The following is a 12,698-nucleotide window of genomic DNA, read 5'->3' on the forward strand; positions in this document are numbered from 1 at the left end:
GGAGCGCACCCTGTGCGCGATGCTCTGACGACGACCAAGATCAAGAGCCATCGCGCACAGGGTGCGCTCCTACAATGTGGGGATCGCGGCCAGGTGTGCCGTTGTAAGAGCGGCTTCAGCCGCGATCATCCCGCCACCAGCCACACCTCGCCGTCTTCAATCGTCAGCGGCACCGCGCGCAAGCTGTCGCCACGGCATGGGCCGCCCACGCAACAACCATCATCGGTGCGGAAGCTGGCGCCGTGTACGGCGCAGACCAGGGTGCCGCGAGTGATCAGGAATTTACCCGGCGCCCAATCCAGTCGACGCCCGGCGTGCGGGCAGACATTGATCCACGCCCGCACGCCGTCGCCATGCCGCAGCACGATCAGATTTTCCTCGCCATCGGGCAACATCGCGTCCAGCGCCACGGCTTCGCCATCGGGCAGATCATCGAGTCGGCACAGTGGGCGGAGCGGGGTGAGTGTATCCATCGGCACTTGTCTCGCGGGCCGTCAGGCCCCATCGTTGCACATGTAAGTCATTGATTTTAGCACACGGATTTTTAACACATGCGCTTTGTCCTGCCGCCCATGCGTCGCCCTCGCCACCCGCTGGCCCGTGCCCTGTCCCTGCTGATCGGGCTGGCCGTGGTCGGTGTCCTGCTGGTCTTCGGCCTGATGGTGGCCGGCATCCTGCTGGTCGGCGGCGGCTTGTTGCTGGCTTGGCGACAGTGGAAACAGGGTCGCGCAGGTGCGAAACCTGCCATGCAAGGTCGGCAGCCGCACCAGCCCGATGTGCTGGAAGGCGAATTCGTGGTGATCCAGCACGGGCGACCGGTTTCGCGTTGAATCGGGTGGACCGCGGCTGAAGAAGCCGCTCCTGCCGACGATGCAGGCTCTCGTAGGAGCGCACCCTGTGCGCGAAAGGCTTCTCGCGATATCCGGCCAAGGGCATTCGCGCACAGGGTGCGCTCCTACAAAAACGGGCTACCGGCACACGATTTGCTCTGTGCGCACGATCCGGATAGCCGGAACGATGCTCGCGCCCTAATCTCGTCTCATGTATCCGCATGGGGCTCCCCATGAACAAATCCACCGAATCCACGCTCGAACAAGTGCGTCGACAGCTCGACTGCACCGATGAAGCGCCGACACTCGACACCCTGGCCAAGACCGCCCGGCTCAGCCCGAGCCATCTGCAGCGTGCCTTTCGTCGGCGCTATGGCATGAGTCCGGCCGAATACCACCGCGCCCGTCGCTTCGGCCAGCTCAAGGCGGCCCTGCGTGAAGGTGCCGGCGTCAGCGACGCGGTCTATGAAGCCGGCTTCGGCTCGGGCAGCCGCGTCTACGAACACAGCGACCGTCTGCTCGGCATGACCCCGGCCAGCTACCGAGCCGGTGGTGCCGGCGCCAGCATCCGCTACACCACCACCGACACATCGCTTGGCCGCTTGCTGGTGGCCGCCACCACCCGTGGCATCTGCTCGGTGACACTGGGTGCGGACGACACCGAACTGGAAACGCGCCTGGCCAATGAATTTCCCAAAGCCGCCCGCGAACGCGTGGATGCCGGCCGCGAGGAATGGCTGGATGCGGTGATCGCCCGCATTGCCGGTCAACTGGGCTGGATCGACGCCGACGCCCCTGCACTGCCGCCCCTGGACGTGGCCGCCACCGCATTCCAGTGGCGCGTATGGGATGCACTGACCCGCATCCCCTCCGGCCAGACGCGCAGCTACGGCGAACTGGCCGCCGAGCTCGGCCAGCCGAAAGCCGCCCGCGCCGTCGGCAACGCCTGCGGCAGCAACCGGCTGGCGCTGATCGTGCCCTGCCACCGCGTGGTGCGCGAAGACGGCTCGCCGGGCGGCTGGCGCTGGGGCGTGGAGCGCAAGCGCCAGCTTCTGGCCAGCGAACAACGCATGACAGAACGGTAGGAGCGCACCCTGTGCGCGATTGCCTGAGCCTGCAACAGGCTTTTCGCGCACAGGGTGCGCTCCTACCTGCCGCAAACCGGACGTCTTGACGCTGCCTCAAACCTGCCTTGCGAAATGCTCGCTGGCGTCTGCTGCCGTCACGATGCAGCATGCTTCCGGCGCTACACTGCGCCGCCCCCTCCCCTCGACTCCCCATGAACGACTCCACCACCACGCCTGCCGTTGCGGCGATCCCGCTGTCCGCCAATCCGCGCGTGATGGTGCCGCTGGGCCTGCTCGCGCTGTATGTGATCTGGGGTTCGACCTATCTGGGCATCCACTTCGCGTTGGCCAGCTATCCGCCGTTCCTGCTGGCCGGCGTGCGCTTCCTGTGCGCCGGTGGTTTGTTGTTCGGTTACCTGCGACTGCGCGGGGTGGCGCCGCCCTCGCCACGCCAATGGCGCAATGCGGCAGTCACCGGCATCCTGCTGCTTGGCCTGGGCAACGGGCTGGTCTGCTTCGCCGAGGAGCGCGTGAGCTCGGGTATCGCTGCCGTGGCGGTCGCCAGCATGCCGCTGTTCGCCGCGCTGTTCTCCGGCTTCTACAACGATTGGCCCAGCCGCCGTGAAAGCCTGGGGCTGGCGATCGGCTTCGCCGGGGTGATCGTGCTTAACCTCGGCAGCAGCCTGTCCGGTTCGCGCCTCGGTGCACTGGCGCTGTTGGCCGCCGCTGCCGCATGGGCCTTCGGCTCGGTGTGGAGCAAGCGCCAGGACATGCCCTCCGGCCCGATGAACACCGCGGCGCAGATGCTGTGCGGCAGTGCCGCGCTGCTTGTCATGGGCTTCGGCGGCGGCGAACACTTGCCGGCGCATCCTACCGCCCACGCCACGCTGGCGCTCGCCTATCTGGTGGTGTTCGGTTCGCTGATCGGCTTCAGCGCGTTCCTCTACGTGCTCAAGCACGCCCGACCGGTGCTGGCTACCAGCTACGCCTATGTGAATCCGCCGGTAGCGGTGTTGTTCGGCCTGTTGCTGGCGGGCGAACACGTCGGACCGTTCGATCTCGCCGGCATGGCGGTGATCCTGCTGGGCGTGGCGGTGATCACGCTGGCTCGGCAGAAGCCGTCCAAACTCGCCAGCATTTCCCCTCCCCCTGCGGCGCAGGGGGAGGCCGGGAGGGGGTAAGGCTCTACTGCAACGCGTAACCCCGCCCCAACCCTCCCCTGCACGCAGAGGAGGGAGAAAACCCTGGCTTCCTCACACTTACGCGCATCGACCATCGTCGGCTTGTCCTGCCCGCGTGACGCGCGCCACCATGGCCGGGACACCGCATGGGGACTGGCATGAATACAGTGAATGAAGGTCGGATGGCGCGCGCCGCACTGCGCAGCGCGGCATGGTCGGAGCGCTGGTTCCCGGATGCGTGGGTATTTGCTGCGCTGGGTGTGGTCATCGTGGCCGTGGTCGCACTGAGCTTCGGCAGTTCGCCAGTGGCGACGGTGAACGCCTTCGGCAGCGGTTTCTGGAGTCTGATTCCGTTCACCATGCAGATGGCTTTCGTGGTGATTGGCGGCTACGTGGTGGCCACCGCACCAGTGGTGGCACGTTTCATCGACGTGCTGGCGCGCGCACCGAGGAGTGGGCGCGGCGCGATCTGCTACGTGGCACTGGTGAGCATGCTGGCCTCGCTGCTGTCGTGGGGTTTCTCGCTGGTGTTCGGCGGCTTGTTGGTGCGTGCGCTGGCGCGGCGGAAGGACCTGCGCATGGATTACCGCGCGGCGGGCGCGGCAGCCTACCTCGGCCTGGGTGCGGTGTGGGCGATGGGCTTGTCCTCGTCCGCGGCGCAGTTGCAGGCCAACCCGGCAAGCATGCCGCCGGGCCTGCTCGCCATCACCGGCGTGCTGCCTTTCAGCAACACCATTTTCCTGTGGCAATCGTTCGCGCTCACCGGCTGTCTGATCGCAGCTTCGCTGGTGGTGTGCTGGCTTACCGCTCCGTCGGACCGCAATGCGCGCACCGCCGAGGATTTCGGCATCGCCGAGGAAACCGCCACGCCGGCCTTGCCGCCGCGCACGCGACCGGGCGAATGGCTGGAATACAGCCCGTTGCTGTCGGTGCTGATCGGCCTGCTGGGACTGGGTTGGCTGGGCCACGAATTCGCCAGCAAGCCGGCAGTCAGCGCCATCGCCAACCTCAACACCTACAACTTTCTGTTCCTCACCGTGGGACTGTTGCTGCACTGGCGTCCGCGCAGCTTTCTGGATGCAGTGACCCGCGCAGTGCCGAGCACGGCGGGCGTGCTGATCCAGTTCCCGTTGTATGGCGGCATCGCCGCCTTGCTCACCCACGTGCAGGGCCATGGCGGCCTGACGCTGGCACACCGGCTGTCGCAACTGTTCGTGCACGTGGCCAACGCCGACACCTTCCCGTTGGTGATGGGCGCGTATTCATCCATCCTCGGCTTCTTCGTGCCGTCGGGCGGCGGCAAATGGCTGGTGGAAGCGCCTTACGTGATGCAAGCGGCCAACGACCTGCACGTGCACCTGGGCTGGGCCGTGCAGGTCTACAACGCCGCCGAAGCGCTGCCGAACCTGATCAACCCGTTCTGGATGCTGCCGCTGCTCGGCGTGCTGGGCCTGAAGGCGCGCGACGTGGTCGGCTACACCTTCATGCAACTGCTGGTGCATGTGCCGCTGGTACTGGGTTTGCTGTGGTTGCTTGGGCTCACGCTGACGTACGTGCCGCCAGTGATGCCATAACCGCGAATTCCAGGATGCATTCCTCTCCCTTCGGCGACCAACGAGAGTCCCCTTGCGGGTGAGAGGGTGGCGGCAGCCGGGTAAGGGTACGGACAAAGCGGAGCGGAGCAGTGCTACCGAACCCTCACCCCAACCCCTCTTCCTCGCTCCTCAAAGCAGGGCCATCCATGGCCCTTCTCCGCGTCCGAGGGGAGAGGGGCTTTGCAAGCTCAAAGCTCGCGCAGCGCCGCGGTCACCAGCAATCTTGCTGCGCACGTGCGGAACGGGAACCGCGGTAGGCGGCAATGGCATATAGCCAGGGCAATCCCCATCAGGCCCAGCTGGCAAGCCATCGATCCATTTCAGCATGGGCGGAAACAGCCGGTCGGTGCGTAGCGGCAGCGTAAGATGGCCTTCGCCGGCGATTTCCACATAACGCGCTTTGGGGGAACGCCGCGCCAGTGCGCGCAAGGCAGACGGCGGGATGAGCTCGTCGTGGTTGCCGCCCAGGATCAGCGTGCAGACCTTCGTCCTTGCCAGAGCTTCTCCCGGATCGATTCGGTACAGGTCAATTCCCAGCACGCGGTCAGCGCGGGCAATCGCCTCGTCCATTTCGTGCGAACTGATCCAGCGCACCAGCCATCGATAACCGAACAGCCCGCTGGCTGGCGCACGATGGATTACGTTCACTGCGTCGGCATACGGCTCGAGTGCGATCACGCCATGTACCTCGGGCAATCGCGGCGCGGTAAACAGAGCCACCGTGGCGCCATAGGAGGCGCCCAACAGGTACAGCGGGCCAGGCAGACGGTGCGTTGCCTCAAGGGCATGGACCAGGCTGACCATGTCGCCTGCCTCACGCGGCCCGTAGCCCACGGGCGCGTCGTCCGAACGCCCTTGGCTTCGCAAGTCGGGCATCACCACCACATAACCTGCGCTGGCGAATGCCAGTCCCCAGCCAGCCATGGCACTACCTTCGGTACCCCATGGATGCAGCAGCACGATGCTCCCGCGCACCGGAAGCGGCGCAGCCTTCTTCAGCGCTCGGAAATGGAAGTCGACATGAAACGAGACATGCCCAGCCCTGCGTTGTTCCGAGGCAACCTGAGTTGCGCCGTAATCACGCGGCAAGCCATGCCAGTAGGCGATACGCACGCCTTGCGCAGTCCGCATTGTGTCGTAGTGGAGCCCAGCCTGCTCAAGCATCTGCCGAAAGGGAGCCATCTGCTTCTGGTCGGAACGGCCCGGCTTCTCGATCTGGCGCGCCACGAAACCCGTGCAGCCCGATAGGCCCAACGCCATCAGCATCGCACTCGCCAGTCCCCACCATCGTCCATGACGCATATCGCTCCCCAGCGATTACCGGATACGGGAATCATAGTCCCTGCCCCGTGATCGACGACGACAATCCCTCGAATCACAGGCTGCAACGCTGCGTTCCTCTCCCTTCAGCGGCCAACGAGAGTCCCTTTGCGGGTGAGAGGGTGGCGGCAGCCGGGTAAGGGTACGGACGCAGACGAGTGTCTTGGCGAAACCGAACCCTCACCCCAACCCCTCTTCCTCGCTCCTCAAAGCAGGGCCATCCATGGCCCTTCTCCGCGTCCGAGGGGAGAGGGGCTTTGCAAGCTCAAAGTTCGCGCAAGGCGGTGGTTACCGGCAAGCGCGCGGCCCGCACGGCGGGGAACAGGCCGCCGATGAAGCCGATGGCGAGGGCCCACTTCAGGCCGGTCCAGATCAGGGCACCGTCGACCTTGAACTGGAATACCACGTCGGAGAAGCCGCTGAGGGTGGAGGCGGTGTAGCCGTCGAAGACCAGCCACACGACGACCGCGCCGAGTACACCGCCAAGCAGTGCCAGCAGCATGGTTTCCAGCATCACCGACACCACTACCGGGCCACCGCGAAAACCGATGGCGCGCAACGTGGCGATCTCGCGGGCCCGCGCGGCGACTGCGGCGAACATGCAGTTGAGTGCGCCGAATACCGCGCCGATGGCCATGATCACGCCCACCACCAGGCCCACGATACGGATGATCTTGGCCAGCCCTGCCGATTGCTTGGCGAAGTAGGCTTTCGTCGTATCGGCTTCCACCTTCAACTTGGGATCGGCGGCCAGCGCCGCCTTGAAGGGTGCGAATGCCGACGCACTGGACAACTTCACCAGCACCGATTCGGTGCTGTCACCACGACGGTAGTCCGCCGCCACTTCCTTGCGATCGGCCCACAATTCCGAGGCGTAGGCGTCGCCGCTGGCAAACACGCCGACGACCTTCCAGCGCTGCCGGCCCAGCTTCACCTCGTCGCCCACGCCGAGATGGGCGAACTCGCGTTGTGCGCCCTGCCCCACTACCAATTCGCGTAGACCGGGTTTGAACTTGCGGCCTTGCACGATTTTCAGGTTCGGTCGCAGCGCCCAGGCGGTGTCGTCCACGCCGCGCAATTGCGCATTGCCATCGTCGTCCGAATTTTTCTTGCGCATGCTCGCGGCCACCACCAGCTCGGCCGACACCAGCGGCTTGCCGGCGGCGTCACGGGCGATGCCCGGTGCCTGTTCGATCGCATTCACGTCGTCGTGCGTCATCACCGACTGCGCCTCGGACACCGAGCCGCCACGCAGCACGATGGCAGTGTCGTCGCGCCCGCCGCCCTGCAGCGTGGCCTGGAAGCCTTGGCCCATCGCCAGCAGCGCCACCAGCACGCCAACCACACCGGCGATGCCGATCACGATTACCGACGACGAACCGATCCGCTGGCGCAAGGTGCCCATGCCCACCGCCGTCACCGAGCTCGCCTGCCGCCCGGTGCGCGTCAGCACCATCCACAGGGCCAGCAGCACTGCCAGCGCCACGGCACCGATCCACGGCAGCTTCGTCCATATCACCAGCGCCACCACCATCAGCAGCAGCAAGCCGAGATTGATCAGGAATTTTTTCATGCGCCCATCCTCAAGGCTTCCACGATGTTCAAGCGCATCGCGCGCAGCGCGGGCGGCAGGCCCACCACCGCACCGATGAGCACCATCAGCAACACGCCAACCAGCCAGGTGCTGCCGGCCACCGCGTGCACCGGCATCATGCCGCCGCTTTTGGCACTGAGAGCCGGCACGATCAGCGACACCAATGCCAACCCGATCGCACCGCCAAGCACCAGCATCAGCACGCCTTCGGCCAGCACCATCGCCAGCACACTGGTGTTGGAAAACCCTATCGTCTTGAGTACGGCCAGCTCATTGGTGCGCTCGCGTACCGCCTGCATCATGGTGTTGCCGGTAAGCAGCAACAGGGTGAAGAACACTGCGCCCATGATTGCCGTGACGATGAAACCGATATTCACCATCTGCTTGATGAACGACGCCTGGAACGCCTGCTCGGTCTGCGCCTTGGTCTCGTGATCGGAGTTGGCCGAGATCGCGTCGATGGCATGCGCCACCGCGTCGGCTTGCGACGGATGGGCCACCTTCACCACGTACCAGTGCACGGTGCCGGAGCCGAAGGCATTGTTCTCGTCGAAGTATTTCCAGTGGAACATCAGCATCTGCTCGCGCCCGGCCTGGGCGGGGTCCCTGGCGTGGAAGATGCCCACGATGTCGAAGGTCCAGGTCTGGTTGCCGCTGGCCTTGGACGGAAAGATCGTCGACTGCAGCGGGATCTTGTCGCCGATCTTCCAGCCGAATCGTTTCGCCAGCGCCGCGCCGACCACGGCACCGGTGCGCGTCTTGTCCCAGATGGCGCGCTGGTCCGCCGGCAGGTTCAACTCGGGGTACAGGTCGAAATAATTCGGACTCACCGCGAAGCTGACCACCTGGTTCTTCGGGTCCTGGTAGACCCCGCCGAACCAGTTCGCCGAGGCCACCGCCGCCACGCCTGGCACGGTGGCGATGCGTGCGCCCAGGCTTTCCGGCAAGGGCTGTTGCATCGACATCTTCGAGTTCACGATCAGCCGACCGGCACCCGCCACATCGTTGCCGGCGGTGAATGCCACGCGCACCGAATCGAGCAGGCCGAACAACACGAAGGCAGCGATGATCGACACCAGTGTGAGGAAGGTGCGCGACTTGCGCCGGAACAATGCGGCCCAGATGAGGTGGAGGTATTTCATGGCCGTATCCCCTCGACATGATTCCTTCTCCCCTTCGGGGAGAAGGTGCCCGAAGGGCGGATGAGGGGCGAGTGCTCGCGACAAGGTTTCCCGAAGCGGGCTTTCACCCAACCTCGCCGCAAGATTGCCCCCTCACCCCAACCCTCTCCCCAAAGGGGAGAGGGAGTCGCCTTGAACGAACCTCGCGGCGACGTTGCCGCTTCGCCCTCCGTCACCCCAGCGAAAGCTGGGGTCCAGCGCCTGTACGCCTCCAACGGCAAAGGCTCTGGATTCCTGCCTGCGCAGGAATGACGAGCAGAGGAGATTCCGCTGCGGGGAGAGGAAGTTATTGCAGCACGCGCGTTCATGCCGTCACCTGCTCGACCAGCGTGCCCTTGTCCAGCTGCAAGGTGTGATTGGCGTATTCGGCGGCCTTGGGATCGTGGGTGACCATCACGATGGTTTTGCCGTGTTCGCGGTTGAGCGTGCGCAGCAGGCCCAGCACATCCTCGGCGGACTGGCGGTCCAGGTCGCCGGTGGGCTCGTCGCACACCAGCAAGGTGGGATCGGAGACGATGGCGCGGGCAATCGCCACGCGCTGCTGCTGACCACCGGACAGCTCGCTGGGCTTGTGCGAGGCACGCTCGGACAGGCCGACCAATTGCAAGGCAATCGCCGCATTCTTGCGCCGCTGTGCGCCCGACAGCTTGGTCAGCAGCAGCGGCAGCTCCACGTTGCGCTGCGCGCTCAGCATCGGCATCAGGTTGTAGAACTGGAAGATGAAGCCGACGTGGGCTGCGCGCCACTTGGCCAGCGCCCCGCCGCCGAGCTGGTCGATGCGCTGCCCGGCCACGCTGATGCTGCCGCCGGTCGGCGTGTCCAGGCCGCCGATCAGGTTGAGCAAGGTGGTCTTGCCCGAGCCGGATGGCCCCATCAATGCCAGGAAGTCGCCTTCGGCGATGTCCAGGTTGATGTGATGCAGCACCTCGACCTTCTGCTTGCCACGCGTGTAGCGCTTGGAGAGGTCGCGAATTTCGATCAACGTGTCCATGATTGTCTCCGGTGAATGAGCGCGTGTAGGAGCGCACCCGGTACGCAATGAAGCTCTTCGCGAAAATCATTCGCGCACAAGGTGCGCTCCTACAGTGATTAGGGTTTTGATACTTTCGTCTGGACGTCCGAACCGTCATGCAGCCCAGCCGACGGCGATACCACTACGACATCGCCCGCCTTCACCGCCGCCGGGATGAGCTTCAGATCGCCGTAGTTCTGCGTTGCCGGTTGCACTTCGCGGCGGAACGCCTTGCCGTCATCGACCACGAACACCACGGCATGACCACCGCGCTGCACGATGGCCCTGGCCGGCACCAGCACGCCCTTGGGCGCCTGTGCCGCAGGCTCGGGCTTGGCATCCAGGAACGACACGCGCACGCCCATGTCCGGCACGATGCGCTGATCCTTCCGCTCCAGCGCCACGCGCACCTTCACCGTCGCCTTGCCGCGGTCGGCGGCGGGCACGATGGCGATGACGTGGGCGGGGATCTTCCAGTCCGGGTAGGCATCGAGCACGGCTTCGGCAGGCATGTCCGGCTTCACGCGGCCGATGTAGGCCTCGTTGACGTCCACGTCCACCTCCAGCGAATTCATGTCGACGATGGTGCCCACGCCGGTGCGGGTGAAACCCCCGCCGGCGGACAGCGGCGAGATGATCTCGCCCACCTGCGCGTCCTTGGTGGTGATCACACCGCTGAACGGCGCGCGCACCACGCAGTAGTCGAAATTCACCTGCGCCTGGGTGACCTGCGCATCGGCTGCGGCGGCCTGCTTGCGTTGCGACATCAGCTGGGCGCGGGCGGTATCGACCAGGGTGCGTGCCTGTTCGGCCGTCTGTTTCGCCACCAGCCCGCGTGCCGCCAGGGACTGCTGACGCCCCGCGTCGCGCGTGTCCTGCGCCAGTTGCGCCTGGTACTGGTTCACCAGCGCATGGGCCGCGGCAGCCTGTGCCTTGGCCGCCGTCAACGCGGCCTTCCAGGCGCTGTCGTCCAGCCGCGCCAGCACCTGGCCCTTGTGCACGTGGTCGCCTTCCTCGATCAGCACCGCGGTCAGCGTGCCGGTGATCTGCGCCGACACCGTGGCCTGCCGCCGCGCGGTGACGTAGCCGGTGGCCTGCAGCACCGCGCCGGCGTCAGCGTCCGATGACGGCGCTACCGCCATGGCCACCTGCACCGGCATGGCGCGATGGCCCCACCACCACCAGCCACCGGCAGCGACCAGCACCAGCACGACCAGCACGCCGACCAGCCACGGCCAGCGCGGCGAGCCCGTTCCGTGGTCTTCACGCTGATGGCGCTCGATGCGCAATTCCTTCAACAGATCGGTGTCGCTCACCCTTGTCCCCTGGCCCTTGGCATGGCTGGCACGATAGGCGTCACTCACCGCCGCAACCATGCACGCCCATCAACCATCGCTGGTGACAGGTGTCACCCGCTGCCGTGGTGAACTGCTACGCTTGGACGCATGCGCTACGTCATCGATCCGCCTTCCGTCCCCAGCCTGCCGGTGCTCGGCAGCGAGCTGCGTTTTCCGATCCGCCGCGTGTTCTGCGTCGGTCGCAATTACGCCGAGCATGCCCGCGAAATGGGCTCCACCGTGGACAAGGGCACGCCCATGTTCTTCGGCAAGCCGGCCGATGCCGTGGTCAGTGACGGTGCCGACGTGCCCTACCCCAGCATCACCACCGACCTGCACCACGAAGTGGAAATGGTGGTGGCGCTGAAAGCCGGCGGGCGCGACCTTTCCGCCGAGCAGGCCATGGCCGCCATCTTCGGCTACGGCGTGGGCCTGGACCTGACCCGGCGCGACCTGCAGGCGCAGGTGAAGGCCAAGGGGCATCCGTGGGACGTGGCCAAGGGCTTCGACCATTCCGCCCCCGTTTCGGCCTTGCGTCCGGCCAGCGACGCCACGCCCGGGCCGGACACCGAGTTGCGCCTGAGCGTGAACGACGAACTGCGCCAGCACGGCCGCCTGGGCGAGATGATTCACGACGTGCCCGCGATCCTGGTCGCGCTGTCCACCCTGTTCGAACTGAAGCCCGGCGACCTGATCTTCACCGGCACGCCGGCCGGCGTGGCGGCGCTCAAGCGCGGCGACCGCTTCCATGCCGAACTGGCAGGCATCGCCGAGCTGAACGGCCGCATCGTCTGAGTCCTGGGAGCGTGGGCGGTAGAAACTTTCGAGGCGAAAAAGTGGCTGCGTGAGGACAGATTTTCGACGATTCGCCGGCCCATAGTGGTTCTATGGGCCAAGAAGCGACGAAGCGCTTCATAACAGCGAAGCTGGTCAAATATGGACCACACAGACACTTTTGCAGCCCGGAAGATTTCTGCCGCCCACGCTCCTAGTGCGGACGAGAGCGGCTCCTGCGTGGAGAAATGAAGGAATGGGGCTGTGCCTGCCTGACCGGGCTGCAAGCTGACGTACAGCCCAATATCGGAAAATTCCTAGCTGACAAACCTGTGCGGAATCCGTCCGTTACGCTAGAGTCTCCATGCCATATGGCAGCATTTCGGGGAGAAAGCGATGAGCATGATGAAGGAATTCAAGGAATTCGCGATGCGCGGCAACGTCATCGACATGGCGGTCGGTATCGTCATCGGTGGCGCATTCGGCAAGATCGTCACCTCGTTGGTGAACGACGTGATCATGCCACCGATCGGCTACATCACCGGCGGCGTCGATTTCTCGAAGATGAAGTGGATCCTCAAGCCAGCGGACGACAGCGATCCGAAGCACAAGATCGCCGAGGTTGCGATCAACTACGGCACCTTCATCAACACCATCATCACCTTCATCATCATCGCCTTCGCGATCTTCATGGTGGTCAAGCTGATCAACAAGGTGCACAAGAAGGAAGAAGCCGCTCCTGCTGCGCCGCCGGCCGACGTGACCCTGCTCACCGAGATCCGCGATTTGCTGAAGAACAAGGCGTAA

At 65.3% G+C, this 12,698-nt stretch carries 12 protein-coding genes; 6 read left to right on the plus strand and 6 right to left on the minus strand.

Features of this window, described 5'->3' with window-relative positions:
- Positions 1-125: 125 nt before the first annotated feature.
- Positions 126-473, minus strand: a complete 348-nt coding sequence (locus tag AB7849_RS02270; protein ID WP_008212514.1) for a Rieske (2Fe-2S) protein — start codon at positions 471-473, stop codon at positions 126-128.
- 78 nt (positions 474-551) lie between these two features.
- On the opposite strand from AB7849_RS02270, the gene AB7849_RS02275 reads away from it, so the two are divergent.
- The 4 genes from AB7849_RS02275 to AB7849_RS02290 all read left to right on the plus strand — a co-directional run bounded on the left by AB7849_RS02275 (position 552) and on the right by AB7849_RS02290 (position 4,652).
- Positions 552-830: a hypothetical protein gene (locus AB7849_RS02275; RefSeq protein ID WP_008212513.1), complete on the plus strand. Its 279-nt coding sequence runs from the start codon at positions 552-554 to the stop codon at positions 828-830.
- 233 nt (positions 831-1,063) lie between these two features.
- On the plus strand, positions 1,064-1,915 hold the full coding sequence (locus AB7849_RS02280; RefSeq protein WP_369500514.1) for a methylated-DNA--[protein]-cysteine S-methyltransferase: 852 nt from the start codon (positions 1,064-1,066) through the stop codon (positions 1,913-1,915).
- Between the two features lie 194 nt (positions 1,916-2,109).
- Positions 2,110-3,078, plus strand: coding sequence for a drug/metabolite exporter YedA (yedA, locus tag AB7849_RS02285; RefSeq protein ID WP_008212508.1), 969 nt, complete (start codon positions 2,110-2,112; stop codon positions 3,076-3,078).
- Positions 3,079-3,260: 182 nt separating this feature from the next.
- A complete protein-coding gene (locus tag AB7849_RS02290) occupies positions 3,261-4,652 on the plus strand; it encodes a short-chain fatty acid transporter (protein ID WP_008212506.1) in 1,392 nt (463 codons plus the stop codon).
- Positions 4,653-4,802: 150 nt separating this feature from the next.
- Here AB7849_RS02290 and AB7849_RS02295 read toward each other — a convergent pair whose 3' ends face one another.
- The 5 genes from AB7849_RS02295 to AB7849_RS02315 form a co-directional block, all read right to left on the minus strand.
- A complete protein-coding gene (locus tag AB7849_RS02295; RefSeq protein WP_008212504.1) occupies positions 4,803-5,939 on the minus strand; it encodes an alpha/beta fold hydrolase in 1,137 nt (378 codons plus the stop codon).
- A gap of 319 nt (positions 5,940-6,258) precedes the next feature.
- Entirely contained in the window at positions 6,259-7,566 is a 1,308-nt protein-coding gene (locus AB7849_RS02300; protein WP_369500515.1) for an ABC transporter permease, read from the minus strand.
- Positions 7,563-8,729 carry an ABC transporter permease gene (locus AB7849_RS02305; protein WP_008212499.1) on the minus strand — a complete coding sequence of 389 codons (1,167 nt, stop codon included), beginning with the start codon at positions 8,727-8,729 and terminating at the stop codon, positions 7,563-7,565. Before AB7849_RS02305 ends, AB7849_RS02300 begins: the two co-directional genes overlap by 4 nt.
- Before the next feature lie 343 nt (positions 8,730-9,072).
- Entirely contained in the window at positions 9,073-9,759 is a 687-nt protein-coding gene (locus AB7849_RS02310) for an ABC transporter ATP-binding protein (RefSeq protein WP_008212497.1), read from the minus strand.
- A 98-nt stretch (positions 9,760-9,857) separates the two neighbouring features.
- On the minus strand, positions 9,858-11,096 hold the full coding sequence (locus AB7849_RS02315) for an efflux RND transporter periplasmic adaptor subunit (RefSeq protein ID WP_369500516.1): 1,239 nt from the start codon (positions 11,094-11,096) through the stop codon (positions 9,858-9,860).
- 129 nt (positions 11,097-11,225) lie between these two features.
- On the opposite strand from AB7849_RS02315, the gene AB7849_RS02320 reads away from it, so the two are divergent.
- Positions 11,226-11,912: a fumarylacetoacetate hydrolase family protein gene (locus tag AB7849_RS02320; RefSeq protein ID WP_008212494.1), complete on the plus strand. Its 687-nt coding sequence runs from the start codon at positions 11,226-11,228 to the stop codon at positions 11,910-11,912.
- A gap of 375 nt (positions 11,913-12,287) precedes the next feature.
- A complete protein-coding gene (mscL, locus tag AB7849_RS02325) occupies positions 12,288-12,698 on the plus strand; it encodes a large-conductance mechanosensitive channel protein MscL (RefSeq protein ID WP_008214049.1) in 411 nt (136 codons plus the stop codon).

It is taken from the genome of Rhodanobacter sp. FW021-MT20, assembly GCF_041107475.1.
Lineage (GTDB): Bacteria > Pseudomonadota > Gammaproteobacteria > Xanthomonadales > Rhodanobacteraceae > Rhodanobacter_A > Rhodanobacter_A glycinis.

Bases quoted from the DNA above. Each gene is read 5' to 3' on its own strand.
- AB7849_RS02310 (WP_008212497.1), bottom strand. From the start codon at position 9,759: ATGGACACGTTGATCGAAATTCGCGACCTCTCCAAGCGCTACACGCGT.
- yedA (WP_008212508.1), top strand. From the start codon at position 2,110: ATGAACGACTCCACCACCACGCCTGCCGTTGCGGCGATCCCGCTGTCC.
- AB7849_RS02295 (WP_008212504.1), bottom strand. From the start codon at position 5,939: ATGCTGATGGCGTTGGGCCTATCGGGCTGCACGGGTTTCGTGGCGCGC.
- mscL (WP_008214049.1), top strand. From the start codon at position 12,288: ATGAGCATGATGAAGGAATTCAAGGAATTCGCGATGCGCGGCAACGTC.
- AB7849_RS02270 (WP_008212514.1), bottom strand. From the start codon at position 473: ATGGATACACTCACCCCGCTCCGCCCACTGTGCCGACTCGATGATCTG.
- AB7849_RS02305 (WP_008212499.1), bottom strand. From the start codon at position 8,729: ATGAAATACCTCCACCTCATCTGGGCCGCATTGTTCCGGCGCAAGTCG.
- AB7849_RS02280 (WP_369500514.1), top strand. From the start codon at position 1,064: ATGAACAAATCCACCGAATCCACGCTCGAACAAGTGCGTCGACAGCTC.
- AB7849_RS02290 (WP_008212506.1), top strand. From the start codon at position 3,261: ATGGCGCGCGCCGCACTGCGCAGCGCGGCATGGTCGGAGCGCTGGTTC.
- AB7849_RS02300 (WP_369500515.1), bottom strand. From the start codon at position 7,566: ATGAAAAAATTCCTGATCAATCTCGGCTTGCTGCTGCTGATGGTGGTG.
- AB7849_RS02320 (WP_008212494.1), top strand. From the start codon at position 11,226: ATGCGCTACGTCATCGATCCGCCTTCCGTCCCCAGCCTGCCGGTGCTC.
- AB7849_RS02275 (WP_008212513.1), top strand. From the start codon at position 552: ATGCGCTTTGTCCTGCCGCCCATGCGTCGCCCTCGCCACCCGCTGGCC.